The 26,176-nt window shown below is 36.4% G+C and carries 25 protein-coding genes; 12 read left to right on the top strand and 13 right to left on the bottom strand.

All coding sequences use genetic code 11. The annotated features are described in order from the left end of the window. Positions 1–34: 34 nt before the first annotated feature. Entirely contained in the window at positions 35–640 is a 606-nt protein-coding gene (gstA, locus tag DD649_RS19780; protein ID WP_294110894.1) for a glutathione transferase GstA, read from the bottom strand. 314 nt (positions 641–954) lie between these two features. Between gstA and DD649_RS19775 the strand changes: the two genes are divergently transcribed. Next, entirely contained in the window at positions 955–1,821 is an 867-nt protein-coding gene (locus tag DD649_RS19775) for a DUF817 domain-containing protein (RefSeq protein WP_294110892.1), read from the top strand. Positions 1,822–1,856: 35 nt separating this feature from the next. Here DD649_RS19775 and sapF read toward each other — a convergent pair whose 3' ends face one another. The 6 genes from sapF to pspF all read right to left on the bottom strand — a co-directional run bounded on the left by sapF (position 1,857) and on the right by pspF (position 8,601). Continuing rightward, the gene (gene sapF, locus DD649_RS19770; RefSeq protein ID WP_294110890.1) at positions 1,857–2,663 is read right to left on the bottom strand and encodes a putrescine export ABC transporter ATP-binding protein SapF; all 807 of its coding nucleotides are present in this window, start codon (positions 2,661–2,663) and stop codon (positions 1,857–1,859) included. After that, on the bottom strand, positions 2,660–3,655 hold the full coding sequence (sapD, locus tag DD649_RS19765) for a putrescine export ABC transporter ATP-binding protein SapD (RefSeq protein WP_336431078.1): 996 nt from the start codon (positions 3,653–3,655) through the stop codon (positions 2,660–2,662). Before sapD ends, sapF begins: the two co-directional genes overlap by 4 nt. Beyond that, positions 3,655–4,545, bottom strand: coding sequence for a putrescine export ABC transporter permease SapC (sapC, locus tag DD649_RS19760; protein WP_294110888.1), 891 nt, complete (start codon positions 4,543–4,545; stop codon positions 3,655–3,657). Before sapC ends, sapD begins: the two co-directional genes overlap by 1 nt. Next, positions 4,532–5,497 (bottom strand): putrescine export ABC transporter permease SapB, encoded by a 966-nt coding sequence (sapB, locus tag DD649_RS19755; protein ID WP_294110886.1) that lies wholly within the window; start codon positions 5,495–5,497, stop codon positions 4,532–4,534. Before sapB ends, sapC begins: the two co-directional genes overlap by 14 nt. Next, positions 5,494–7,179 carry an ABC transporter substrate-binding protein SapA gene (sapA, locus tag DD649_RS19750; RefSeq protein ID WP_336431077.1) on the bottom strand — a complete coding sequence of 562 codons (1,686 nt, stop codon included), beginning with the start codon at positions 7,177–7,179 and terminating at the stop codon, positions 5,494–5,496. Before sapA ends, sapB begins: the two co-directional genes overlap by 4 nt. 426 nt (positions 7,180–7,605) lie before the next feature. Next, positions 7,606–8,601 carry a phage shock protein operon transcriptional activator gene (pspF, locus tag DD649_RS19745; RefSeq protein WP_294110883.1) on the bottom strand — a complete coding sequence of 332 codons (996 nt, stop codon included), beginning with the start codon at positions 8,599–8,601 and terminating at the stop codon, positions 7,606–7,608. Positions 8,602–8,855: 254 nt separating this feature from the next. On the opposite strand from pspF, the gene pspA reads away from it, so the two are divergent. From pspA to DD649_RS19705, 8 genes are all read left to right on the top strand, one after another. Then, positions 8,856–9,521 carry a phage shock protein PspA gene (pspA, locus tag DD649_RS19740; RefSeq protein WP_294110881.1) on the top strand — a complete coding sequence of 222 codons (666 nt, stop codon included), beginning with the start codon at positions 8,856–8,858 and terminating at the stop codon, positions 9,519–9,521. Positions 9,522–9,607: 86 nt separating this feature from the next. Further along, entirely contained in the window at positions 9,608–9,838 is a 231-nt protein-coding gene (gene pspB, locus DD649_RS19735) for an envelope stress response membrane protein PspB (RefSeq protein WP_294110877.1), read from the top strand. Beyond that, a complete protein-coding gene (gene pspC, locus DD649_RS19730; protein WP_294110876.1) occupies positions 9,838–10,194 on the top strand; it encodes an envelope stress response membrane protein PspC in 357 nt (118 codons plus the stop codon). Before pspB ends, pspC begins: the two co-directional genes overlap by 1 nt. 413 nt (positions 10,195–10,607) lie before the next feature. Next, positions 10,608–12,005, top strand: a complete 1,398-nt coding sequence (locus DD649_RS19725; protein ID WP_336431076.1) for a YcjX family protein — start codon at positions 10,608–10,610, stop codon at positions 12,003–12,005. Further along, complete coding sequence (locus DD649_RS19720) at positions 12,002–13,057, top strand: YcjF family protein (RefSeq protein WP_294110872.1); 1,056 nt, start codon at positions 12,002–12,004, stop codon at positions 13,055–13,057. The genes DD649_RS19725 and DD649_RS19720 overlap by 4 nt, the downstream gene beginning before the upstream one ends. Before the next feature lie 238 nt (positions 13,058–13,295). Beyond that, entirely contained in the window at positions 13,296–14,855 is a 1,560-nt protein-coding gene (gene tyrR / locus DD649_RS19715; RefSeq protein WP_294110868.1) for a transcriptional regulator TyrR, read from the top strand. Between the two features lie 5 nt (positions 14,856–14,860). Continuing rightward, positions 14,861–15,292: a hypothetical protein gene (locus DD649_RS19710; protein WP_294110866.1), complete on the top strand. Its 432-nt coding sequence runs from the start codon at positions 14,861–14,863 to the stop codon at positions 15,290–15,292. Positions 15,293–15,586: 294 nt separating this feature from the next. Next, positions 15,587–15,961, top strand: coding sequence for an ATP-binding protein (locus DD649_RS19705; protein ID WP_336431075.1), 375 nt, complete (start codon positions 15,587–15,589; stop codon positions 15,959–15,961). A gap of 92 nt (positions 15,962–16,053) precedes the next feature. On the opposite strand, the gene tpx is transcribed toward DD649_RS19705, so the two are convergent. After that, the gene (gene tpx, locus DD649_RS19700) at positions 16,054–16,557 is read right to left on the bottom strand and encodes a thiol peroxidase (RefSeq protein WP_294110862.1); all 504 of its coding nucleotides are present in this window, start codon (positions 16,555–16,557) and stop codon (positions 16,054–16,056) included. Between the two features lie 771 nt (positions 16,558–17,328). On the opposite strand from tpx, the gene DD649_RS19695 reads away from it, so the two are divergent. Together DD649_RS19695 and zntB are read left to right on the top strand one after the other, a co-directional pair. After that, the gene (locus DD649_RS19695) at positions 17,329–18,948 is read left to right on the top strand and encodes a peptide ABC transporter substrate-binding protein (protein WP_294110861.1); all 1,620 of its coding nucleotides are present in this window, start codon (positions 17,329–17,331) and stop codon (positions 18,946–18,948) included. Between the two features lie 389 nt (positions 18,949–19,337). Beyond that, a complete protein-coding gene (gene zntB / locus DD649_RS19690; protein WP_294110859.1) occupies positions 19,338–20,321 on the top strand; it encodes a zinc transporter ZntB in 984 nt (327 codons plus the stop codon). Between the two features lie 318 nt (positions 20,322–20,639). Here zntB and ttcA read toward each other — a convergent pair whose 3' ends face one another. The 4 genes from ttcA to DD649_RS19670 form a co-directional block, all read right to left on the bottom strand. Next, positions 20,640–21,554, bottom strand: coding sequence for a tRNA 2-thiocytidine(32) synthetase TtcA (ttcA, locus tag DD649_RS19685; RefSeq protein ID WP_294110857.1), 915 nt, complete (start codon positions 21,552–21,554; stop codon positions 20,640–20,642). Between the two features lie 628 nt (positions 21,555–22,182). Next, positions 22,183–22,824: a type A chloramphenicol O-acetyltransferase gene (catA, locus tag DD649_RS19680; RefSeq protein WP_294110856.1), complete on the bottom strand. Its 642-nt coding sequence runs from the start codon at positions 22,822–22,824 to the stop codon at positions 22,183–22,185. A gap of 355 nt (positions 22,825–23,179) precedes the next feature. Further along, positions 23,180–23,422: a helix-turn-helix transcriptional regulator gene (locus DD649_RS19675; protein WP_294110855.1), complete on the bottom strand. Its 243-nt coding sequence runs from the start codon at positions 23,420–23,422 to the stop codon at positions 23,180–23,182. Positions 23,423–23,769: 347 nt separating this feature from the next. Further along, a complete protein-coding gene (locus tag DD649_RS19670; protein WP_294110853.1) occupies positions 23,770–24,465 on the bottom strand; it encodes an aspartate/glutamate racemase family protein in 696 nt (231 codons plus the stop codon). Positions 24,466–24,677: 212 nt separating this feature from the next. Between DD649_RS19670 and DD649_RS19665 the strand changes: the two genes are divergently transcribed. Continuing rightward, positions 24,678–25,088, top strand: a complete 411-nt coding sequence (locus DD649_RS19665) for a hypothetical protein (RefSeq protein WP_294110852.1) — start codon at positions 24,678–24,680, stop codon at positions 25,086–25,088. A gap of 56 nt (positions 25,089–25,144) precedes the next feature. Here DD649_RS19665 and DD649_RS19660 read toward each other — a convergent pair whose 3' ends face one another. Then, positions 25,145–25,921, bottom strand: a complete 777-nt coding sequence (locus DD649_RS19660; protein ID WP_294110849.1) for a TagA domain-containing protein — start codon at positions 25,919–25,921, stop codon at positions 25,145–25,147. Positions 25,922–26,176: the final 255 nt, after the last annotated feature.

The raw sequence follows: 26,176 nt of genomic DNA, 5'->3' as shown, positions 1-26,176 counted from the left end.
TATAGGCGCTGTATTTATTTTGGTGGCTTAAAATCTAAATCAAGCCTTCAGCTTCTAGTGCTTCTTGAACTTTCGGGCGTTTTGCGATTTTAGCCAGGTAACTTGTAAGGTGAGTTAGTTGGCTTAAATCTACACCTACTATTTTCGCCCAATTAGAGACTGTAAATAAATAAGCATCAGCGACACTAAAGTTATCACCCGCAAAAAATGCCTGTTTTGCCAGTACGTCATCAACATATTTAAATTTCTTTAATAATGTTGTTTTAGCCATTTCTTTAGTTTCATCAGGGCTATTTGGTGAAAATAGCGCGCCATAATTTTTATGTAATTCAGTAGAAATAAAGTTTAATGCTTCTAATTGATGATAACGTTTCATTGAACCTGGAAGCGCTATCAGATTCCTATCTGGTTTTTGGTCCGCAATATACTGAACAATGACTGCGCCTTCAGTTAATTGGTCACCATTATCAAGTACTAAGGTAGGAACCTGACCTTTGGGATTGATTACTAAGAAATCTTCACCTTTCTCGGTCTTTTTTTCTTTAAGATTAACGCGTTCAATGCTGAAATCTAGCCCAGCTTCGCGCAAAATAATGTGAGGAGAAAGAGAGCAAGCTCCTGGAGCGTAATACAATTTCATCATAAAACTCCTACGTAATGTAATGGATACCAGATAATAAATAGCCTAATACTCTTTACAGTATATCACTACTTTGTGTTATGAGATTGTCATCGGGTGCGAGAGAAATTTATGGTATGAATAGATTATATATCACTTAAGTGTATTGCAATGGAATTACACTTGTTTTTTTCTGTATAAAGTGGGGAATATTCCATCTTTTAAGATAGTTACCTTACTTACAAATAAAAATTCTCTGCTAAAATTTGCAGCTTACTCTATATAGTAACCAAGATGTTATATAGCAGCCATGAAATAATAAGTGAGTGAGTTAAATGATAAGCCTGTGCCAAAAATTAAATTTCCTCAGCAAACTAGACCATATTTTAATGGCTCACAAGCCAAATAATAGCACCGGACTTAAACGTTTTATTTTAGAATTTTGGTTCTTTGGCATTATTAATGCGCGTTCATGCTTGTTCGCTGGATTTTTTTTCTTAACATTGTTCTTAGTACCCGCAAAAGGAATATTAGGGCTTCCGCGCTATGATGTGTTGCTAGCTTTCGCTGTTACATTTCAAGCTTTACTTGTTTGGTCAAAATTAGAGACGTGGGATGAACTTAAGGCTATTTGTGTTTTTCATTTAGTTGGTTTTATGATGGAATTATTTAAAACGTCAGCGTCTATTGCTTCGTGGCAATATCCAGATGAAGCCTATACTAAATTGTGGGGAGTGCCGTTATTTACGGGATTTATGTATGCAGCGGTCGGTAGTTACATTATACAATCTTGGCGCTTTTTTAAGGTTCGCATTGAGCACTATCCGCCATATTGGATGGCAACATTAGTGGCATTAGCAATTTATATTAATTTTTTTAGTCACCATTATTTAGATGATTATCGGTGGTACTTAGCAGCTTTTATTTTTGGTTTGTATGCACGTAGCATGGTGTTTTATACACCACTCGATAAAGAGCGCAGAATGCCACTATTATTAGCATTTATGCTGATAGGCTTCTTTATTTGGCTTGCGGAAAATTTCGGTACTTTCTTTGGTGTTTGGCAATACCCTAATCAGATAGGCGCTTGGTCAATGGTTCACGCAGGAAAATGGGGCGCATGGTCGTTACTTGTTATTGTCACATTCACCATTGTTGTACACCTGAAACATATCAAAGCGAATGTGACGATAGCGCGTTAAAGGCCTTAGGTGACAAAAATAAAGATGAGTAGGGATTAAATATCTTGTCGCCATGCATCAATGGAAAGGGGTTCTCCGAAGTGGCTTTCGATAAGTTTGCGGGTCACATCGTGCAAAGGAGCCGCTAAAACTTCCGCAGTATTACCACGCTCGACTACTTCACCTTTGTCCATGACTAGCATTTTATCACTAATATGCTTCATCATGCCTAGATGCTGTGTTACATAAATAAAAGCAATATCCTGTTTAGCTTGTAAATCTAACATTAAATTAATGATTTGTGAGCGCATTGACATATCTAATGAAGCGAGTGCTTCATCCGCAATGATTATCTCAGGTTGCAAAATAAGTGCGCGGGCAAGGGCTACACGCTGTTTTTGTCCAGAAGCTAACATATGTGGATAATATTCAGCGTGATCGGGTAGTAATCCAACTTGACGCAGTGTCTGTATGATACGCCTTTCTCGCTCAATGCCAGTTAAATCAGTATTGAGCTTTAAGGGGAGTTCTAACGTCTGACCAATGCGCTGACGTGGATTAAGAGATGTGCTCGGATCTTGAAATATCATGCGAATTCGTTGGCTACGATAGCCATAATCACCAAAACTTAAGCGATGTCCTTGGATTGATATTTCACCGCTGGTGGGCTCTGTTACGCCAGATAGCATACGAGCTAATGTTGATTTTCCTGAGCCATTAGCACCAATAATGGCTAGCGTTTGACCTGCCTGTAGATTAAAACTTAATGGTTTAACAGCTTGTAGTGAATGACGATGAAATAATCCTTCTCGGAAACGGAAGGTTTTTGTCAAATTACGTACTTCAAGTAAGGTTTCCATCATGACGGCTCCTCTGTATTAAGTGGATAGTGGCATGCGACAAGATGGTTTTTAATATTACGCAGCGGTGGCGCAACAATACAAGTTCGCTGTGCGTAAGGACAGCGAGGGCCAAGGCGGCAACCAATAGGCAAATGCTCAAGGGATGGGATGGCGCCAGGTAACGTATTTAATCTCCCTTTATGAGGGATAGGGCTTTCAAAATCAGGGATAGAACGGATCAGGGCTTGTGTATAAGGATGGCGAGGGCGTTGAAGAATATCTTCAGGCGTCGCGCTTTCAACAGTTTGCCCACAATAAAGCACATTGATGCGGTCAACAATTTTTGACATCATTTGCATATCATGACTGATAAGTAAGATAGTCATATTATTATTCTGATTCAGTTTATCTAATAAACGAAAAATTTGAGCTTGCGTAGTGGATTCCATGGCATTAGTGGGCTCATCAGCAATCAATAATCGTGGTTGATTAGCGATGGCAATAGCTATCATGACTTTTTGGCACTCGCCATCAGTAAGCTCATAGGGGTAACTCCGCATGATATCTTTATGATCTTTGATACCGACCCGATGTAATAGCTCAATAGCACGGCGTTTACGCCAATTAAATCGCTGCCACCACCGGCCTTTATATGTCCAACCTGGAATTGATTGAATTAATTGTTTTCCAATATCGGCAGCAGGATCGAGACAAGACTGCGGTTCTTGAAAGATCATGGAGATGTTGTGTCCAATCAACTTACGTCGCTTACGTGGACTCAGTTTTAACAAATCGATATCTTGAAAACGGAAGCGATCTGCCGTTACGCGAATATTGTCTTTTGTTACATCGCAAATTGCTTTAGCGATAAGGCTTTTGCCCGAACCTGATTCGCCGACAAGACCACGGACTTCACCTTCGGATAAAGTCATCGATACACGGTCAACCGCTTTAACCGGCCCATTGGCTGTCATAAACTCAATAGTTAAATTACGAATATCTAGAAGTGGCATTATTCAACCCCTGCATTGATTGCACGATGTAAACCATCGCCAAGTAGGTTGACGAATAAAACACTTATCATAATGGCGACACCAGGTAAAATAACGGTCCAAGGTGCGACATAAATTAATTCTAGTGTGTCGCCTAGCATCGCTCCCCATTCAGAAGAAGGAAGCTGCGCACCTAAGTCTAGAAAGCCTAAAGCAGCAATATCTAGTATTGCAATTGACAGCGCGCGAGTTAGTTCGGTGACTAAAATGGGGGTGATATTAGGGAGTACGGTATACCACAAAATAAAGATATTTGACGCACCATCAAGGCGTGCAGCCACAATATATTCTTTATCGAGTTCATCATGTACTGCCACATAAATCGTTCTAACCATACGCGGGATTAATGCTAAACAAATAGCGAGCATGGCATTTTCTAAGCTTGCTCCCATAAATGCAACAACAATAATAGCAAGTAGCAGTGAGGGGATTGAAAGTAATGTATCAAGGACATGATTAAATATCGCGGATTTAAGTCCGCGAGTCATTCCGGCTAGACAACCGAGAACCAAGCCAATAATGGTTGCGATAAAAGTGACTAGTAGCGCAGAGCCAAAAGTTGATTTTGTTCCAATAAGTAAACGGCTTAAAATATCACGGCCGAGATCATCAGTCCCAAAGAAGAATGCGACATCACCATAGTGCGACCATGACGGTGGTGTGAGCTGATACCCTAAAAATTGTTGGTCAAGGGCGTAAGGTGCGAGGTAAACACCTACAAAGCATAATATTAATAAAAGTAATACACCAAAGAAACCGACCATTGAAAGGATATCGGATGAAAAAATATTCCAGACCACCCGAGTTGGGGATGGCATTTTTTGTTCACGATAATAATTATCTGAGGACATACCAATCCTTATGTTTCAAGGGGTCCATCATCGCACCTAAAATATCGGAAAGAACATTGACTGCAATGACTAACGCACCAATTAACATTACACCCGCAGAAATTGCAGAGTAATCTTCTTGGCGTACCGCAGTAACAAGCCAACGGCCAAGCCCAGGCCAGTTAAAGACTAATTCAGTAACCATCGTCAATGTTAGCATAGTCGAAAATTGTAAACCTAACTTAGGAATAATTGGTGGGATGGCATTATGGAAAATATGACGACGTATTATTTTCATTCGTGATAAGCCCCGTGTCGCGGCAGCTTTAATATAGTTAGCGCTGGCGGTTTCTTCGGTGCTGTTTCTGACTAATCGGATAACTTCCGTTGTTGGTGCTAATGCGAGAGTTAAAACGGGTAATATCATGTGTTCTAATACGTTAATAATCATCTCGTTACGATATGGTGAGTCTGAAATCCATGCGTCAATCAAGGCAAAACCAGTCACGGATTTTAAGTTATATAGTAAATCAATTCTTCCTGATACGGGTAGCCAGCCAAGGTGCAATGAAAAAAATAACGTTAATATTAAAGCCAGAACAAATACAGGTATTGAAAAACCTAATAAAGCGAAGGTACTAATCGCTATATCAATCGGCTTATTACGCCAAAACGCAGCTATCATACCCAGTGGAATACCGACAGCTAAGGCGAAAATAAAAGCTAATATACACAGCTCCATTGTAGCAGGGAATGTGTCTTTTAATTGTTCAGATATTGGTTCACCATTAATACTCGATACGCCAAAATCAAAATGCAATAATCCATCAAAATAGAATAAATAAGCATCAAATAGCGATGCACCACTTAAAGGCGCATTTGGTGTGAAGTAGCTTAAACTAAAACTAACTAATGATAAAAAAAACATAGTGACAAGTAATAATAACAGACGCCGAAGAGAGTAAATAATCATGGCTGCGGCTCCTGTTTTTTGCGTTTTGGTGTGCTGATTTTTTCCATCTCACGATAAACACCCGCGAAAGAGGCATTTCCAAACGCACTGATCACAAGTCCTTTCATATCGTATCGATAAGCCTGCAAACGTAATGAGTAAGCTAAAGGTAAGATAGGTAATTCTTCACCAAGAATCTTTTGCGCTTGGTGATAATAGTCAATACGATCAGCAAGCTGTTGCGTTAGTAGGGCATTGTGCAGTACTGAATCAAAGTTTGGATCGCACCAATGACTCAAATTTGTTTGAGAACCAATCGCGGCACAGCTTAATAATGGGCGGAAAAAACTATCAGGGTCATTACTGTCCGTCGTCCAACCCGCAAGCGTCATATCGTGGGATCTATCCATTAATTGGTTTTCTTGGAAGCGCCCTTCAACTGAACGGATATTCATCACAATACCCACTTGTGCCAAATCAGCCTGAATAAGTTCGGCCATTTTCAATGGGCTAGGGTTGTATGATTGAGATGCAATCGGAACCCACAAGTCGAGTTTTAAATTCTCTAACCCCATGTCTTTGAGCATTTGTTTGGACAGCTCAGGATTATAGTCAGTAATTTTTGCTTGATTATCATAAGCCCAAGATGCGCGTGGTAGTATTGATGCCGCAGTTTCAGCAGTCCCATAATAGATAGATTGCATTAATCGCTCATTATTGATCGCATAAGCAATAGCTTGGCGAACCTTCAGCTGATCAAGCGGAGGTTTACTGGTATTGAAGGCGAGGTAAGCGATATTCATTCCTGAGCGCATTGAAATACGTAATCGAGGGTCATCACGCAATACTTTTAATTGGCTAGCGGCAGGATAAGCTAAGACATCACATTCACCGGTGAGTAATTTAGAGATTCGACCGGTACCGCCGGCACCCATATCGATGACGACCTCTTCCATTCGAGGTTCGCCTTTCCAATACTGACTATTTTTAAGCAAACGAACAAATTGACCTGCTTGATAATCATCCAAGTAAAATGGTCCGGTACCCACTGGACGCCAATCAATCATTTCTTGGCGATTAAGTCCTGATAGGTAATCAGCATATTCCGCAGAAAGAATAGGCGCATAGTGAGTTGCTAAATGCCATAAAAATGAGGCATCAGGTGAGTTTAAGCGAAATTCCACCGTGAAATTATTAATTTTACGAATACTTTGTACGCTATCTGCAAATTGCAGACTATCAAAATAGGGATAACGCCCTCCATTGATAAAATGGTAAGGATTATTAACTTCAAACATACGTGCAAAACTGAACACAACATCATCCGCATTCATATTGCGTGTTGGCGTAAACCAAGGCGTAGTTTGGAATTTGATGTCTTTTCTGAGATATACGCGATAGGTTGCGCCGTTATCAAGCACTTCCCAACGAGAAGCAAGCTCTGGCGTTAAACGATAAGTAAAAGGGTCAACATCAAGTAAACGGTCATAAATTTGTGCAGCTAATGGATCGATAATTAATCCGCTACTGACAAGTTGCGGATTGAAGGTCGTCACGACGCCATTTACACAGTAAATAAAGCCTTTTTGGCGAATGTCTGCCGGGACATCATTGGCAATAGTGTCCTTGTAGCTTATATCCGTATTGAGGGCATAAGCCGAGAGAGAAACTGTAAATAAAAACCAAAGAGTTAATAGGCGCATAATACTGATATTGTTAACCGGAATTGCTCTATTGTAGCGTAAAAATGCAGTGACAGGGTATAAGCAAAATTCATGCTTAATTATTATACTAATCTACTGAAGATAAATATCATAACATTATGATTTTAAATGAAATTATTTTGTTTTTAATAAATTTTGTCTTATAACAAGAAGATAGCATTAAAATATTTTGCAAACAGCACTGATAACGATTATCATTCGTTTTGTCTCTTAAGTGAAAGCTTTTGAAGACGGGGCATGATATCGCTCACATTGCTTACAGTGTTTTATTTATAGCCAGCATGGGTGCTGGCTTTTTTTTATCTTATTTTCAGTGGCATCTAAGCTTAATGTTTATTAATAATTATAATTAGCCAAGCCTAAAATTTTAATCAGCTATTCTGTTTTATTAATTATATCAATTCATTATAACTTAATTTGATGTTTCTTAATCAACCCTCTTAATTGATCGTAACTTAAGGACAGCAATTGAGCGGCCTTGCGTTGATTAAAATGACTTTGTGATAATGCATTTTGAATGAGTTGTTTTTCTGAATCTTGTTGCCATTGGCGTAGATCGCAAGGGAGTGAAGGATAAATAGTATTAGTTATTTGATTTAAATCTAACGTCTCGGTGAGTGGTGCCAGTTTTTCACCAAATGGGTCAAAAATAATGGTATCGACAAGCGTATCAGCATTGTTATGGCGGTAAACTGAGCGCTCTACCACGTTTTTTAATTCCCTCACATTGCCGGGCCATTGGTATTGTTCGAGAGCTTGTTTAGCTTGGTATGAAAATCCACTAAAATGAGAGCGTTTTAGTTCCCCGCACATCAAAATAGCGAAATGTTCAGCCAATAAAAGAATATCAGGTAGTCGCTCTCGGAGTGGGGGAATACGGATAACTTCAAACGCTAATCTATCGAGTAGATCTGCACGAAAATGACCTTGCTTTGCGAGTTCTGGTAAATTGGCATTAGTTGCACAAATCAGTCTCACATCTACGCGTAATGATTGGCTACCGCCAACACGTTCTAATTCGCCATATTCTATTACGCGCAATAATTTTTCTTGAACAGACATTGGAGCCGTCGCGAGCTCATCAAGAAATAAAGTTCCTTTATCTGCACGCTCAAAGCGACCTTGATGGCGTTTTTGTGCGCCAGTAAATGAACCCGCCTCATGACCAAATAATTCGGAATCCAGTAAGTTCTCATTGAGTCCGCTGCAATTAAGAGAGATAAAAGCTTCTTGCCAGCGAGGAGATAGATAATGAAGCCTATCTGCAATTAACTCTTTACCTGTACCTCGTTCGCCAATGACTAAAATGGGTTTATTTAGTTGTGCAAGCTCTGAAGTTCGCTCAAGGACATCAAGGAAGTTACTTGAAATACCAAGAATGGTATCGTTAGTGTTTTTCATGGTTTATTTCGCCAATTATTGGTATTTTTCACCTTGATATAAACTATAGTTCAGATTAAGTATAATCGGAAATTATATTTTTTTATATTTACAATCAAGATGTTGCTTTATTTTTTCAAAAGTTGGCACAGTGATTGCTATATAATTATTGTTAATCGTTAGAATGTAATTTATGGAGCATCGGGTATTGGTTGGAAACCAAAATCAGGTTGAGGCTCTACAGAATGATAAAATCCATCAAGAGGACATAAATAATGGGAATTTTTTCACGTTTTGCCGACATCATTAATGCAAATATCGCATCACTGCTAGATAAAGCAGAAGATCCGCAAAAAATGATCCGCCTGATGATTCAGGAAATGGAAGATATGCTAGTTGAAATACGTTCTACATCTGCACGTACTTTAGCAGAGAAAAAAGGTTTAGAACGCCGCATTGAAATGGGCGAAAAGCAAGTTGCTCAATGGCAAGAAAAAGCGGAGTTAGCTTTAGTTAAAGATAAAGAAGATTTAGCGCGTGCGGCTTTGATTGAAAAACAAAAAGTCAGCGCAATGGTTGATACGCTTAAACATGAGCTGATTATTGTTGATGAAACATTAACGCGCTTAAAAGGCGAGATATCTGAGTTAGAAAGTAAATTACAAGAGACTCGAGCTAAACAACAGTCGATGACTGTACGTTTTGAAGCGGCGCAATCAAGCCGTAATGTTCGCCGTCAGTTAGATAGTGGTAAGCTAGATGAAGCAATGGCACGTTTCGAGCAGTTTGAGCGTCGCATTGACCATATGGAAGGGGAAGCACAAAGTTTTGGTATTGGTAAACAAAAATCACTGGATCAACAATTTGCAGAATTAAAAGCGGATGATGAAATTAGCGCGCAGTTAGCTGCACTTAAAGCTAAAATAAATAAAGACCAGTAATAATATCTTAACTTTGATTCACAAGGCGCAGTGTAAACATTGCGCCAGTGCAATGGATTAACTAACCATAAGTATAAGGAAATGTGATGGGCTATTTTTTTCTGTCTCTCGTATTAATCATATTTGTCATATTTATTCTGCCTATTTGGCTGTGGCTGCATTACAGCAAAAGAAATAGTGGGCAGGGGAGCCAGCTTACCGATCATGAAGTACAACGTTTGATGCAATTAGCTGAGCAGTCATCTCGTATGCAGCAACGTATCAAAACATTAGAAGATATTTTAGATGCGGAACATCCTAACTGGAGGCAAAGATAATGACTAATTTGCGCAACCGCAAACTGTATCGCTTAACAGATAGACGCGTTTTTGGCGGTGTTTGTTCAGGTATCGCAGAATATTTAGATGTACCAGTTGCTTTAGTTCGAGCGTTAGCGGTGTTAGCGCTTTTTATGAGTTTTGGCCTTACATTAATCGTGTACATCATTATGTGTTTTGTTGTGGAGACAGCCCCGAGCGGTTATCGCGCTGAACAAGATATTGGGCCAGAAGTGAGTAGTTTACTAAATCAAATAGATTCACAACTAAAATCAGGGGAAATGAAACTTCGACAAATCGAACGTTATGTCACCTCTGATACTTATACGGTAAATAGTAAATTCCGTAATCTGTAAAAATAGTATCACCATCACATTTATGGGAATAGGGTTTTATACCGTATTCCCTATGTTTTTATTGTCCAATTGGGACTGTGAATAATGCCAATAAATGCAAACAACAAGCTCAAGCAACATACGAAAAAAATAGTTATTAGCAAGAGTCTAAAATGGGTATTAACACTATTGATTACTTATGGACCAGGCGGGATTTTTGGAAAAATTTTAAAGATTATTGGTAGTAAATGGTTGTTAAATCGGCTGACTAAGCGAATGATAAGATAAAAGATATATTGCTAATTATTTTGTTTATAAAAGCCAATATTGAAAAATATTTGTAGCTACAAAATAAATTAATCTAATTTAAGTAATAGAAATAGTTCAGTAAGTCGCTATATTGAATGATAAAAGTATTGAAAAATGGGACGATCATGAAACGACTACAGAATGAATTGACTGATTTGGTGAATCGCGGTGTGGATCGCCATGTAAGACTTGCAGTAACAGGACTTAGTCGTAGCGGAAAAACGGCATTTATCACATCCCTTGTTAACCAACTGCTTAATGTAAACACAGGCGCTCGTTTGCCATTATTTTCAGCGGCAAGAGATAAACGAATATTAGGTGTAAAACGTATTCCTCATCGTGATTTATCGGTGCCTCGATTTGCTTATGATGAAGGTATTGCTTCACTTTATGGCACGCCGCCTCAATGGCCGACACCGACGCGTGGCGTCAGTGAAATTAGATTGAAGTTACATTACCGTTCGGATGATTCTTTTATTCGTCACTTTGTTGATAATTCAGCTTTATACGTAGAAATTGTGGATTATCCGGGCGAGTGGTTATTAGATTTACCGATGCTTGATTTAAGTTATTTGGCTTGGTCGAGTCAAATGAACGTTTTATTGAAGGGGAAAAGGGCACATTTAGCCAATGAGTGGCTACAGTTATGTAAAAAATGTGATCCATTAGCACCTGTAGATGAAAGCCTTTTAGCTGATATATCAAATGCATATACTGAATATTTGCAAGAGTGTAAATCACAAGGGCAACATTTTATTCAACCCGGTCGATTTGTTTTACCAGGTGAGCTCGCGGGTGCGCCAGCATTACAGTTTTTTCCTTGGCCAGATATCGAAAAGTACGGTGAAAAAAAACTGGCTCAGGCGGGTAAAAATACCAATATTGGTGCGCTACAACGTCGTTATCAATATTATTGTGAACATGTGGTTAAAGGTTTTTATAAAGATCATTTCCAACGTTTCGACCGTCAAATTGTTTTAGTAGATTGCTTACAGCCTTTAAATAGTGGCCCAGATGCGTTTAATGACATGAGAATGGCATTGACTCAGCTCATGCGTAGTTTTCATTACGGTAAACGAACTTTACTAAGACGTATGTTTTCGCCTTGTATTGATAAACTCTTGTTTGCCGCAAGCAAGTCAGACCATGTGACTTCGGATCAACATGCAAATTTAGTTTCTTTATTGCAACAGCTAGTCCAAGAAGCCTGGCAAAATGCCGCATTTGAAGGGATTAGTATGGATTGCGTAGGGTTGGCGTCAATACAAGCAACAGAAAGTGGTCTTGTTGATTATAAAGGTGAAAAACTGCCGGCGCTAAAAGGTGAACGTTTAATTGATGGACAACCGATCACGTTTTATCCGGGAGAAGTACCGAAACGTTTACCCAATGCACATTTTTGGCAGCAGCAAGGTTTTCAGTTTGAAAACTTTAGGCCTCGTCGAATTTCACTTGATCAGCCATTACCACACATTCGTATGGATAGTGCCCTTGAGTTTTTATTGGGAGATAAATTGAAATGAGTGAGCCACTAAAACAGCGAATTGATTTTGCAGACCTTGATGAGGCAAAACAGCAAGATATACTCAAAAAAGCACAAATTTTTGATGAACAAACACTCGAAAAATTTATTCCGGTGGATATTGAGGCTGAACAAGATAACCAAGACGGCGAAGTTGAAAGCTTAATTAATGATGCATTAAAGCCTAAACGTAGCTTTTGGCGTAAATTAGTCACCACAGCCGCTGCAATTTTTGGGGTTAGCGTTGTTGCTCAATTAGGTATTTGGATCCATCAATCGTGGATAACGCAAGATTGGACTGCATTAGGTACCGCGGCTGCGGGTGGATTAATTATTGTGGCTGGCGTTGGTTCGATTGTAGGCGAGTGGCGACGATTATATCGATTAAGAGAACGAGCACAAGAGCGTGATTTTGCGCGTGAATTACTTCATAGCCATGGCATGGGTCAAGGTAAAGCTTTTTGTGAAAAATTGGCTAAACAATCAGCACTTTCTGCGGAGCATCCCGCTATTCAACGTTGGCATACAACGGTACTTGATACCCATAATGACCGTGAAGTAGTTGAGTTATATAGTAAATTAGTTCAGCCTGTTCTTGATGAACATGCACGAAAAGAAATTAGTCGTTCAGCCGCTGAATCGGCACTAATGATTGCGGTTAGCCCATTAGCGATGGTTGATATGGCATTTATTGCTTGGCGTAATATTCGTTTAATTAATCGTATTGCCGCGATATATGGCATTGAATTAGGCTATTATAGCCGCATTCGATTATTTCGTATGGTCTTGATTAATATTGCTTTTGCAGGTGCTTCAGAGCTTATTCGCGAAGTGGGAATGGATTGGCTGTCTCAAGATATTACTGCGCGTTTATCAACTCGTGCAGCCCAAGGTATTGGTGCGGGTCTGCTAACAGCGCGCTTGGGTATTAAGGCGATGGAGCTTTGTCGTCCACTGCCGTGGATTGAAGATAAACCTCGGTTAGCCGATTTTCGTCGCCAACTAATTGGACAGTTAAAAAATGCCATTCCAAGTAAAAAAGAAAAATCATAAGATGTAAAAGAGATTGGCAGGGTGAGTTGACAGTTTTTCTCATCCTGCTCTATTTCGTATAGATCCTGAATTTTATTTCAGCTCTAACTCGTGAAATCATCACAAGTTATCAGTTTAAGCATCTCGTTAGCTCCCGTAATACAAACTGTCAACAATATGTGACACAACTACTGTATTCCAACTCTATTTGGCGCTAAAATGCCTCCAATCAATATTCTTTCTTGAAAGGTTTATGCCCATGCGCCTCGAAGTTACTTGCCAAGACCGTATCGGTCTAACCCGTGAATTATTGGATCTTTTAGTGCTACAAAATATCGACCTAAAAGGCATCGAAATATCCGTCGAGCGCAAGATATACCTTAATTTTACCCCCGTTGACTTTGAAGTTTTTAGTACGTTAATGGCTGAAATCCGTCGGATCAATGGTGTAATTGATGTCCGACGGATTTTTTTCATGCCATCAGAGCGGGAACATAAAGCAGTATGGGCGTTACTTAATTCATTTCCAGAACCTGTTTTGTCTATTGATAATAAATTAAGCATTGAACTGGTTAATCCAATGACACTGCAATTATTTGGTTATGATGAAGCTAAAATAAGACAAAAAACATTTTCACAGCTGGTCACTAGCCATGGGTTACTGCGTTGGTTTGAACGTGAATCACCAGAACCATATACGGAAAAAATAGTGATAAAAGGTTTCGATTACTTAATGCAAGTTACACCGATTATTTTGGCTGATGAAAATGGTAAATCGCATTGTACTGGTGCTGTTCTATTATTGAAGTCAGCAGCTATTTTAGAAAAGCAGCGTAAACAAGTTGTTGAGGCTGATAATAATGGTTTTGAACAAATAGTGGCTGTTAGCCCCGTGATGGCTCAGGTTGTTGAACGAGCAAAGCGCGTGGCCTTGTTAGATGAGCCTTTATTGTTAGTCGGAGAAACAGGGACAGGTAAAGATATATTAGCTAAAGCATGCCATTTACATAGCTCACGCGGCAATGCGCCGTTCCTTGGCCTTAACTGCGCCTCAATGCCTGATGATGTCGTTGAGAGCGAGTTATTTGGTTATGCAGCCGGAGCATACCCGAATGCTGTTGAGGGAAAAAAAGGTTTTTTTGAGCAAGCAAATGGTGGAACCGTTTTACTTGATGAAATTGCTGAAATGTCATCCCAAATGCAAATAAAATTACTGCGTTTTCTTAATGATGGTACTTTTAGACGGGTAGGGGAAGAGCGTGAAGTTAAAGTTAATGTGCGGGTTATTTGTGCAACACAAAAAAACTTACCAGAGTTAGTTGCTGAGAAAAAATTTAGGGAAGATCTTTATTATCGCCTTAATGTATTAACATTAACAATTCCACCGTTACGCTCACGCAAAGAAGATATTCTTCCACTGACAAAAGTCTTTGTTTCAAGCTTTTCTAAAGAGTTAAATATATCAGAACCAAAACTTGCTTCATCACTCCTTGAATCTCTAAATCGTTACTATTGGCCCGGTAATGTTAGGCAATTACGTAATGTACTTTATCAAGGATTAAGTCAGTTAGAGGGAAATTTATTTGAGGCTGATGATATTCAATTACCGGATGTTGGTAATGTACCGAATGTTGCTCTTGACTCATTAAATGGTTCTTTAGATGAAATAACTAAGCGATATGAAGCTTCTGTTTTATCACGTTTATATCGAGATTATCCAAGTACTCGTAAGCTTGCTAAGCGCCTTGATATATCCCATACCGCTATAGCAAATAAATTAAGAGAATATGGATTAAGTGCAAAAAAAGAGCAAGAGTAAATAAAATGAGAAAAAAAATTCAATTTGGCATTACTATTTTAGCTTTCAGTTTTAGTTTTTATTCTATGGCACAAAATAGTCAGCCCTCTCATGAGCTGGATAAAGTGTGTAAGAGCCAAAAACAAGAAATGGCGGATGTTTATGAAAATGGCGCACTGACAGAATGTTATTTTAAAAATGCATCACTGCTTCAAGCTTATGAAAAATACAGAAGTTTGCTAGGACAAGACGACCAATCTTTTCTTAGTAGTAAGCTAGTTTTAAATAAAAATTTAGAAACCAAATGCAGCAATGATAATTGCATCTCAGTTAATTATAATTGGGATGGCATTGAGAAATTAAATATAGAACAAGTATTTGCTGGCGGTGAAACACATCTAGAATTTAATCAAGATAAAAAAGGAACACGTCTAGAGATCAGATATTTCCCTGATTAATTTTGATATCGTTTAAATATATTTAATTTATTCAACAAGGCTATAGGTACTATGAAATATGAGAATGCCACTTAGCCTTTCTATCCTCTTTACGTATTAATTTCTTGTAGATAACCGACAAAACCCTAATAAGATTGTTGCTAATAGCCTATTTTTTCTGCTATAGCTATATATGAAGAGGGAGAATGTATTTAATTGTCATTTAATAAAAAGCACGCAGATCATGAATGGTATATATTTCAATAAATTAAAATCAATATCGTAAAGTTGGCGATGAGCCCACAAGGAGTTGCAATGGATCAATTCACTATTAATTTTATTGTAAACCTGAAATTACGTGAATACATGAATCAGCGTCATTATAAAAGTGATATGTTTGAATCTGCGGCATCTGCTGCTGAACTTTATTTAATGAATAAAGCGGCTGTAAAATATTTAACTAAAAAAAATCGGTTTACTTGGGAAGCATTGGTTAAAAATGGCCGAAAACCAAGAGATTTAATCATTGATATATTGACTTCTTGTTGCCCTGTAACACAGGATCAAGCATTAAAAATATTAGGTACGCTCTCTCATTCACTTATTAGCATGATGAGTGAAAATAAACTGTTTGCTAATGTAGTTAATGCAAAAAATCATCATCCATTATACTGGGCCCATATAGATTGATAATAAAAAAGTAGCAGACAATTATTGAACTGCTACTTTGTTTTATTTTAAATGTGAATGACTTTAAATATCGTCATACACTAAGTATTGTATTATTTCACACTATTGAGAGCTGCGTCATAATCAGGCTCTTCAGTAATTTCTGGAACTAGTTGGCTATAAATCACTTTGTTGTTTTCATCAAGTACTACAACAGAGCGAGCGGTTAAACCTTTCAATGGGCCACTTGAAATTGCGACACCGTAATCATCTGCAAACGATGGACTGCGGAATGTAGATAAAGTGACTACGTTATCAAGACCTTCAGCGCCACAAAAACGTGCTTGAGCAAATGGTAAATCAGCAGAAATACATAGTACAACCGTATTGGTTAATTCACTTGCCAATTGATTGAATTTACGAACTGATGTAGCACATACACCTGTATCGACACTTGGGAAAATATTTAAAATCTTACGTTTCCCTTGAAAGCTTTCAAGTGTTGCTTCAGAGAGATCTTTAGCGACTAAAGTAAATGATTTAGCTTGTGCGCTAGGCTGTAAAAAAACACCATTAACTGTGATGTCATTTCCTTTTAACTTAACTGTTTGTGACATGAATTTTTCTCCCGTTCTAAGTTGAGTAATTAACAACTTAACCCTTTGATTGAATAAAACCTTTGCGATTATAGGGATTTATTCAGATTAAGTAGTATTACTGCGTAGTTTACATTTATGATTGACCAAACTGAGTGCTTTTAATACGATTCTTACACTTAAAAATAATTCACATAGAGCGTTGTCACCTGACCCCTAATAAATCAGCAACTCAAGATGCTTAGGAAGAACAACGCTTACATCAATAATTTATATAACGTAAATCATGACAATGTGAATAGCTAATACATATTAACTATTACACCATTAGGTATCGTCTGGAGCCACAGTACCTAAGGATAATTAGTGTTTATGCTTATGTTGCTATTGTGTCGCACTCTAAGAGCTAGTGTAACAAAATGAGTCTTCCTATGTATTAGTTTCTTTGCATTCAATTCACTTAATCGAATAAGTACGTCAAAAAATGAGGATATGGATACAAGAGGTTATTATTTTTATCGCATGTAATACATTGAATTCTATTTATTTAATTTTTTATTTATGTTTGTTTATGTGAGCCAAAAATTAGGCGGCGTATATGGATTTTTAATAAACGAAAGCATATGATGCTAAAGAGATAAATTATAGTTTGATCGCGAGGCTGGGTATTTGGTCAAATTTTGTCGCTAGATAATTATAATTTTATTATTTCTTACTTAGCTGATTTTCTTCATGTTTATGTGTCGAATATTTAGCTGACTCTTGACAACAAAAACAATATAGAAAAATAAAATGCATAAACACACTTTTACCTCATTAGCTGTATTATTGGCATCAATTATTGGTACTACACCTGCGATTGGCGCTATTGTCCCCGAAGGCACCCGATTGGCAGTTGTTCAGCAAGTCACTCGTCATATCAAAGATGAACCAGCGTCATTAGACCCTATTAAGTCAGTAGGCTTAACAGAAGCACAGGTGATGCGTGATTTATTTGAAGGTTTAGTTAATCAGGATAATCAAGGTAAACCGATTCCTGGTGCAGCATTGAGCTGGACTACAACAGATAATAAGGTATGGATCTTCAAATTACGCCCTGATGCCCGTTGGTCTAATGGTGAATTAGTTACAGCAGATGACTTTGTATATAGTTGGCGTCGGCTTGTTACACCAACGAATACGTCACCGTTTGCATGGTTTGCCGCACTTGCAGGTATCAATAATGCACAAGAAATCATTGATGGTAAGACACCTGCAGAAAATCTAGGTGTAGAAGCTATTGATAAATACACATTAAAAATTGTTTTAAATAAACCTGTGCCATATTTTCCTTCATTGACGGCAAACTTTAGTCTATTTCCAGTTCACCGTGAAACCATTGAGAAGTTTGGCGCTGACTGGATTAAGGTCGGTAATTTAGTTGGTAATGGCGCATTTGAACTTTCCGATCGTGTTGTAAACGAAAAAATTGTTTTAACGCCCAATCGTCAATATTGGGATCATAAGAATACAGTTATTACTAAGGTGATATTTGTTCCTATTAACCAAGAATCTCAAGCGACTAACCGTTATTTAGCTGGTGATTTAGATATTACGGAATCATTTCCGAAACAACGATATCAAAAATTATTGAAAGATATTCCTAACGAAGTGTTTACGCCGGATCAGTTAGGTACATATTATTATGCCTTTAATACTCAGCGTGCGCCGACTAATGATGTACGGGTACGTAAAGCATTGTCGATGACGATTGATCGTCAGTTAATTGCGACTAAAGTTTTGGGTACGGGTGAAAAACCCGCTTATTATTTTACACCAGATGTAACTGATGGATTTAAACCTCAGCTAAAAGGCTCTCAGTTTTCACAGAAAGAATCAGATCAGCAAGCCAAAGTGTTATTAAAAGCGGCAGGCTATAGTGAACAGAATCCTTTAGAATTAACATTATTGTATAATAGTTCGGAGAACCATCAAAAAATTGCTATTGCAGTCGCATCTATGTGGAAAAAAAAGCTTGGTGTTCAGGTTAAACTCGTTAATCAAGAATGGAAAACGTATATAGATAGCCGCAATACGGGAAATTTTGATGTGATTCGTGCATCGTGGATTGGCGATTTTAATGAGCCTTCTACATTTCTATCATTATTGACATCTAAACATACTGGCAATATTCCTAAGTATAATAGCCAGCAATATGACCAAGTGATTTCTTCCGCAAGTATTGAAACGAATGAAGGTCTACGTAATAGCTACTATAATCAAGCCGAAGCTATTATTGCAAAAGATGCACCTATTGCACCTATTTACCAATATACAAATGCACGCTTAATTAAGCCATGGCTGAAAGGGTATCCGATTGGGAATCCAGAGGATGTTGCTTATAGTCATAGTTTTTATATTATTCAACATTAGTGGTGCTACTCAGTCCATATTTGTATGGGCTGATTTTTATAATAAAGAATAAAAAGAAAGTAATATTTTGATAAATAAGGATATAAGGATAAAAAAGCTCCTCCCACTGGAGAGAAGGAAGGAGAATCTAAAAGGAATAAACACTACAATATGAATGATAAGGAAATTACTCTGAGTTTTATTGTTCGTTTGTGTCAAAAAATGTGATTATTTTTAGCAAAAATGGCGATTTTAACGATTTTGCTGTGTATTTATTAACTTAACAGTCAGTTAACGCTTATTTTTAGCACAAAAAAAAGACATTGATAAAAAACCTTTTGTTGAAAATATTGCAATCTTTCTTTTATTCTATTATTAATAACTTATTGTTAATAAAAAGGGATATTTGCATGGCGTTGGTTTATGGTTCTTTATTTCAAAACTCAAATCCTGTACATGCATTTCAGTTAAATGGTGACGGTGGATTACTTCCCATTGATGTGAATGCGAGCGCAACGCAGCAATCTCCATTTTGGTTACACTACGATTATAAAAACCAAGATAGTTTTCAATGGATACAACAATCAGATTTATTTAACGAACAGGTTAAATCTGCGCTTTCAGGTCATTCAGGTCGCTGGCGTATTATCCGTGTTGGTGATGGTGTGTTACTTACATTACAAACACTGAATACGAATATGGGGCAACGCCCTGAGCAATTAGTCGCCTTTCGCGTTTTTATCAATAGTCGCTTAATTGTATCTAGTCGACATCGAAAAGTTAATTCCTTAGATAGTGTTATTGGCGATTTAAAAGAAGGTATTGGTGCTCAGAGTACGGGTGATTGGTTAGTGGAGGTCACTGATGCAATTACAGATGAAATTAGTGATTTTACTGATTCATTGCACGAACGTTTAATCGAGATGGAAGATTACATATTACGTGGCGAAATTCCGGAAAGAGGGGAATTAGCGCTGTTGAGAAAACAGATTATCGTTGTGCGCCGTTATATGGCACCTCAAAGAGATATGTTGTCGCGATTAACGGCTGAAAAACTATTATGGCTTGATGATGATGACCGACGTCGACTACAAGAAATTTCAGATAGATTAGGTCGCTGTATTGAAGATTTAGATGGTTTTATTGCTAGAACGGCGATTATGTCCGATGAAATCACGAATATGATGACAGAAATGATGAATCGACGGATTTATACGATGTCATTAATGGCGATGATCTTTCTACCGACTACTTTTTTGACTGGATTATTTGGCGTGAATTTAGGCGGTATTCCTGGTGGTGAATTTAGATTTGCTTTTAGTGCTTTTTGTATTTTATTAGCCTGTCTTATTGGTACTGTATTTTGGTGGCTAAGAAAAAGTCGTTGGCTCTAAAAAAGACGAGTTATTTTTGGTAAACGGAACTAGTTTGAGATAAATCAATAAAACTAATAGAGTTTTAGTGCATTATTAGTTCCGCAGGTGAATGCAACGTTGAGCGATGAACGTTGTGCTCCATAATTGTAGTTTTTCTCATATTGAGTTTTTATACAGAATAATTGACCACTGTAATGCCGACAAAATTATGTCGGCTTTTTTTTGCCTGAAATTTGAGAATAATTATCAGCAATTAAAAGTGGTATTGTTGACTCATAATAGCTTCTAGATAAGAAGCTATTAGTGAGACCTAGAGTAGTGCGAATGGCTAGAAAACTATTTTATTTCAACTACATTGAGACGTTCAGCATTAAAATTAGGCTTATCATCCTCATCGATTACGGCTTGCACTGGAAATTCTTCACGATCAAACGCAAGGTCGCCACCATTGATAATGTCATCACCATGTGAAATATTTTTAAAATCAAATAATTCAGTATCGCATAAATGTGATGGAACGATATTTTGAGTCGCACGGAACATAGTTTCAATGCGTCCAGGGTGACTTTTATCCCAATCTCTCAGCATTTCCTTAATAACTTGGCGCTGTAAGTTAGGTTGTGAACCACATAGGTTGCAAGGAATAATTGGAAATTCTTTTGCTTCAGCAAAGCGTTCAATATCTTTTTCGCGGCAATAAGCAAGAGGGCGAATAACAATATGTTTTCCATCATCACTCATTAATTTAGGTGGCATTCCTTTTAGCTTGCCACCATAAAACATATTTAAAAAAATTGTTTGTAATATATCATCGCGATGGTGGCCAAGTGCAATTTTTGTAGCGCCGAGCTCACTCGCTGTACGATATAGAATACCACGGCGTAGACGTGAACATAAAGAACAGGTGGTTTTACCTTCAGGTATGATTTCTTTTACGATACTGTAGGTGTTTTCTTCAACAATTTTATATTCGACACCTTGTGTATTGAGATATTCAGGCAAAATATGCTCAGGAAATCCCGGTTGTTTTTGATCTAAATTAACGGCAATTAAAGAGAATGAAATTGGCGCACTTTTTTGCAAACTTTGTAGAATTGAAAGTAACGTATAGCTATCTTTTCCGCCGGATAGGCAAACCATGATGCGGTCACCCTCTTCAATCATGTTAAAGTCAGCAATAGCCTGACCTACATCACGGCGTATTCTTTTTTGTAATTTATTAAAGCTATATTGTTCTTTTTGAGTATTCATTTTCTATTGTTCGGTAATGTCGTCAGTTATTGTTTAAGTTTCTGAAAATAATGTATTTTTAGGTTTTAATTGTTATCGGTAGTTGTACAGTAGTTCTCTTTAGCTCTATAGAACGCTGTAATTGGAAGTAGCGCTGTAATCGAACAATTCACAGATGAAAAACTAAAAATTATTTTCGGTGAAAATACCTGAAAAGGGGACATATAATAGCAGAAGCATAGGGGGTTACGATACTAGTAAGTAAAAAGAAACAGAGCATTGCTTAGCAAATAAACTTGATCGGTGAATTGTACGAGTATCACCAATAAAAATAGACAAAATACATTTTATAGAGAATGTAATAAGTTAATAAACCTTCAAAGGACTTTGTTTATCTTATTGAATTTGCTCATAATATATTTGATTTTTTTATGGAAAAAGGAAAGATAATGCCAATAATAAACACAGTTGATATATTCTCCCTGACGCTTGTCAGTACCATTAAAATGGTAATCACTCCGTTGGAGTATGTCATCCAAAATGAGATAGTGGGAGATATATTTTTTATGTCATGGCTTTTGTTTATGTAATTCATATTTCAAAAAAGGGAGGGATAGGTTGACGTCTCCAGCCCTTTATAAGTTAAATATTAATCGGTTAATTCATTGCAGAATAACTGTAGCTGATTAATAAATCGCCCTACATGGAAGCCATCACACACTGCATGGTGAACTTGGATCGCTAGTGGTAATAAATATTTTTCATTGTCTAAAAAAAATTTTCCCATCGTAAAAATCGGGGCATAATTTTTTGTAATATCCGCGATATTTAGATTGAAGCTATCGAAAGTTAACCATGGTAGAGATGATACGTAGAAAATATTATCGATCTGTTTTGGTTGTGGTGACAAGCTTAGGTCGTCACTATAAAGTGATATTTGTTGATTATAATTCATCATAAAAATATCAATATCATCAGAGTATTCGCACCATAAAGATGAAAAGGTCTCTGTATCTTGATGAAAAATAGTAAAGTTTGGACTAACAATATCCCATAAAATTAGCTCAGTATCTTTTTTTGCTAGCCGAAATTCAGCGTATCTATTTACGGTTTTAGATAGTAGATAAATGATAGTAGGATAAAATCCATAACCTTTAGATTGTATGAATTTTTTTAAGTGAGTTATATCTATCTTTGTGGTTAAGCTAAATCCACAGTTTAGTTGGTCTTCAAATAATTGAAAATGTTCTTTGCGTTGCCAAGTTTCAATATTAAATTTAATGTATTGCATTGTTTAATCCCTTCTAATTAATAAAAAAATAAATTTATTAGAAGGGTGCTCTTTCTGCTTTAGAAAATACCATTAGGACTCCTTATCATTTTTTAAGTGAAAATTTAGTGTACGTAAGGTCTTGAATTTTGTCTAGTAAAATAGAGGATAATAGCATGAAAACATTGAGGTTAATGGTAAGTACCATAATAGTAATATGAAAATAGTCGATTTTAAAAAACTGTTAAGTTATTAATTAATAAAAAATAATTTTCGGTTATCATAATTTCATTTTCAAGTTGATGTATGTTAAAAAATCAGCAATAAAAACTCATCTTATTGCTGATTTATTTAACTAAAAATAACAAGCTATGTTTTAGCCGTGTTTTTCTGGGTTGATATATATATCGAAAAAAGTTCTTAGCTCAACATTGAATATTCTTGTAAAAATCACGAGATGATCAATAAATACTGATACAGTACCATTTTCGTATTGAATATATGTACTTTCAGGAATAGATGCAGCACTTGCAACATCTTTTGTTGTCAGATTAAGAGCAATTCTATTCTTTTTTATAAATTGTCCTAATGTTTCATTATTTAATCTTTTTCCGTTCATAATATCCAATTCTGAGGCAAAGTTATAGTGTAAATTATCACCGATTAAATTTTATATTCAATGGTAAAAAATCTGTAAATGCAAGATTAAGGTACATTGATAGCTAAAATATAATAAAGTATTAAGTATTTGAACCTTACAGGATAAAACCCTAACAATACACTTCATGAGTAATCAATAAATTTTAATTTAGTGAATTTGAATAATTAAGCAATCTAATAAGATAAAAAATAGAAATTAAATTTGAGTTAGCAATTAATCACCACTAATAAATTGAATTTAAGGCTATTACTAATAGGGAAAATCAATAATTAGCCTTAGTTTTTAGATGGTTATAATGTAATAGCTTAGAGACTTAATGCAACCTCGACTGCTTTTTGGGCATGGATAGCTGTTGTATCAAATAAACAAATATCAACGTCATTTTTATCAACAAGTAGCGTTATCTCTGTACAACCAAGGATAATACCTTCAGCACCTTGGCTGATAAGTTCCGTTATAATACGCAGATATTCTTTTTTAGACTGCTCATTTATCACACCTAAGCAGAGTTCTTGATAAATAATGTCGTGAACTATTTTTCTATCTTTAGAATTTGGTGTTATTACAGTCAAACTGAATTTATCTATGAGTCTGTCTTTGTAGAATGATTGTTCCATTGTAAATGCTGTACCCAATAAACCTACCTTTTTAAAACCTTCATTCACTATACATTCACCAGTTGCATCTGCAATATGAAGTAAAGGTAGTTTTGTTTGATTTTCAATTTGCTCAGCAACTTTGTGCATGGTATTTGTACAAAGTACTAAGAAATCAGCACCTGCTAATTTTACATTTATTCCTGCCTTAGCTAAATAGTCGGCTGCTTGTTCCCATTGGCCCGTAGCTTGCAGATGCTCTATCTCTGCAAAATCAACACTATACATAGCAATTTTAGCAGAATGTAAGCCACCTAAATGTTTTTTGATACCTTCATTAATTTGCTGATAATAAAGTAGAGTTGATTCCCAGCTCATTCCACCAATTAACCCAATAGTCTTCATTTTTTAACCGTCCAATTTAGTCTGAATTTTATCTTACTATACTGAGTCTATTTATTCAGAGTCAACATGAAGAATAGGCTAAACAGGTTGTGAATTTCTTTTGTTAATAGTTATTGTTATAAATTATTTTTAAAGGTGGATTTTGATGAATATAAAGCTATTATCTGTTATTAGAATTTGATATTTCATGTACGATTATAGTGGTGATTTGAATGAATTTTTTTAAAATAATCATAGCAATACTTATTTTTGGTGCCGCATTTCTGTTAGGTGCATTATATATGAAGCCGCCTTCATTAAGTTTGATTGAGCAAGTAAAAAAAAATGTGAATGATGTTCTTGCATATCCACAAGCCGCTGAGTTTAAAAATATTGAATATCATTTTTCAAAATACACAAGCGATAATGGAAAGGTTGGATACGTTTGTGGTGAAGTATTCAGATATAAAGGCGATAAACCTGATGGCTTTAAGCGTTTTATTATTAAAGCATACACCAATGATAATGGGCGATCCGATATATCCATTCCGTTTGTGGAAGGTGGCCATGAAATTTTACTTCCTACACAAGTTAATCAAATATGGGATGAAAAATGTTCAACGCCTGCATCACCAATTGAATAAATTGGAGTTAATCAATGGCCCACAACATTGACCATAGGGCATGTTGTGGACGTATTTTATACAATAATTCCATTAATCGTTGTAGGGAGTCTATTTTCCTTTATTTCAATATCGCGGCTATAAATTATTTTTCCATCAATATAAAGATTTGCTTTGGTGGGTTTACGATCTCGCTCCAAATTAATATGAAATTTATTCATTAAATTTTTATCTTTTCGATATCCTATAAGTTGATGTTGACTATGAGTGTTATCATGATAAGTAACATCGATGTATACATTTTTATTTTTAGCATTTTTATTAGGGTTATATGTCATGCCATAAGACCCATATAGGGAAGGATAAATATAACTATCTATTTTATTTTCAGGGTCGTAATAACCTAATAATGTAACAATAGGAATACCTTGTTTATCCGGCTTTTTATAAGTACGGTATTCATTAATTTCCTGCCATGAAAAGCCGTTAGAAATATAAAAAAGTTGGTCATTTTGTTTTAATGTTTTTTGAATACCATTAGTCAAATGTATTTGGCTATCCCAGCTTGCATAGGAATTTATTTTTATCACTGAATTTTTATTACTTTCATTTGCATTTGGAATGTAAATATTTGAGGTATGATAACCATTACCGATGGTGATATGGATTAAATTGCTTTTACTTAAAAGTTTTTCAAGATCATTTTTTTGTATATCTACTCCATTTTTGAAATGCATATCTAGGCTGTCAAGATCAGTGATATCGAAACTACTATCGTCCATCTGAGCAGTTTTATAATTCCATTTTTTAAAGCCGGTATTAGAATCTATGCTAAAGATATGTCTTTTAGTCATATCGCTTGGTTTGAGGTGATTTACCTAACTATTAAATTATATAAAGTTAATTTGTAATTAATGTGGTGGATTCTGGTCTTTAATTAAATATAAAACCACTGAGAAATAAGGTTTTAAATGATGAAATAATTTTTTATCTATAATTCGACATTAATTGAAAAAATTAATATAGCTTAACTATTTCAGTATGTTTTTCATTCAAATAAAATCTTCCCCAAAACTCCACCAAAATAGATCCCCAAAACGGGCTAAGAA

The sequence above is a fragment of the Providencia sp. genome (assembly GCF_003533305.1).
Taxonomy (GTDB): Bacteria; Pseudomonadota; Gammaproteobacteria; order Enterobacterales; family Enterobacteriaceae; genus Providencia.
This window is presented reverse-complemented; position numbering and strand designations above follow the sequence as displayed.

Bases quoted from the DNA above. Each gene is read 5' to 3' on its own strand.
- DD649_RS19670 (WP_294110853.1), bottom strand. From the start codon at position 24,465: ATGAAGACTATTGGGTTAATTGGTGGAATGAGCTGGGAATCAACTCTA.
- sapC (WP_294110888.1), bottom strand. From the start codon at position 4,545: ATGTCCTCAGATAATTATTATCGTGAACAAAAAATGCCATCCCCAACT.
- catA (WP_294110856.1), bottom strand. From the start codon at position 22,824: ATGCAATACATTAAATTTAATATTGAAACTTGGCAACGCAAAGAACAT.
- tyrR (WP_294110868.1), top strand. From the start codon at position 13,296: ATGCGCCTCGAAGTTACTTGCCAAGACCGTATCGGTCTAACCCGTGAA.
- pspB (WP_294110877.1), top strand. From the start codon at position 9,608: ATGGGCTATTTTTTTCTGTCTCTCGTATTAATCATATTTGTCATATTT.
- pspA (WP_294110881.1), top strand. From the start codon at position 8,856: ATGGGAATTTTTTCACGTTTTGCCGACATCATTAATGCAAATATCGCA.
- DD649_RS19725 (WP_336431076.1), top strand. From the start codon at position 10,608: ATGAAACGACTACAGAATGAATTGACTGATTTGGTGAATCGCGGTGTG.
- tpx (WP_294110862.1), bottom strand. From the start codon at position 16,557: ATGTCACAAACAGTTAAGTTAAAAGGAAATGACATCACAGTTAATGGT.
- DD649_RS19695 (WP_294110861.1), top strand. From the start codon at position 17,329: ATGCATAAACACACTTTTACCTCATTAGCTGTATTATTGGCATCAATT.
- DD649_RS19775 (WP_294110892.1), top strand. From the start codon at position 955: ATGATAAGCCTGTGCCAAAAATTAAATTTCCTCAGCAAACTAGACCAT.
- pspC (WP_294110876.1), top strand. From the start codon at position 9,838: ATGACTAATTTGCGCAACCGCAAACTGTATCGCTTAACAGATAGACGC.
- DD649_RS19660 (WP_294110849.1), bottom strand. From the start codon at position 25,921: ATGACTAAAAGACATATCTTTAGCATAGATTCTAATACCGGCTTTAAA.
- sapD (WP_336431078.1), bottom strand. From the start codon at position 3,655: ATGCCACTTCTAGATATTCGTAATTTAACTATTGAGTTTATGACAGCC.
- DD649_RS19710 (WP_294110866.1), top strand. From the start codon at position 14,861: ATGAGAAAAAAAATTCAATTTGGCATTACTATTTTAGCTTTCAGTTTT.
- DD649_RS19665 (WP_294110852.1), top strand. From the start codon at position 24,678: ATGAATTTTTTTAAAATAATCATAGCAATACTTATTTTTGGTGCCGCA.
- pspF (WP_294110883.1), bottom strand. From the start codon at position 8,601: ATGAAAAACACTAACGATACCATTCTTGGTATTTCAAGTAACTTCCTT.
- sapA (WP_336431077.1), bottom strand. From the start codon at position 7,179: ATGCGCCTATTAACTCTTTGGTTTTTATTTACAGTTTCTCTCTCGGCT.
- DD649_RS19705 (WP_336431075.1), top strand. From the start codon at position 15,587: ATGGATCAATTCACTATTAATTTTATTGTAAACCTGAAATTACGTGAA.
- sapF (WP_294110890.1), bottom strand. From the start codon at position 2,663: ATGATGGAAACCTTACTTGAAGTACGTAATTTGACAAAAACCTTCCGT.
- DD649_RS19675 (WP_294110855.1), bottom strand. From the start codon at position 23,422: ATGAACGGAAAAAGATTAAATAATGAAACATTAGGACAATTTATAAAA.
- gstA (WP_294110894.1), bottom strand. From the start codon at position 640: ATGAAATTGTATTACGCTCCAGGAGCTTGCTCTCTTTCTCCTCACATT.
- sapB (WP_294110886.1), bottom strand. From the start codon at position 5,497: ATGATTATTTACTCTCTTCGGCGTCTGTTATTATTACTTGTCACTATG.
- zntB (WP_294110859.1), top strand. From the start codon at position 19,338: ATGGCGTTGGTTTATGGTTCTTTATTTCAAAACTCAAATCCTGTACAT.
- DD649_RS19720 (WP_294110872.1), top strand. From the start codon at position 12,002: ATGAGTGAGCCACTAAAACAGCGAATTGATTTTGCAGACCTTGATGAG.
- ttcA (WP_294110857.1), bottom strand. From the start codon at position 21,554: ATGAATACTCAAAAAGAACAATATAGCTTTAATAAATTACAAAAAAGA.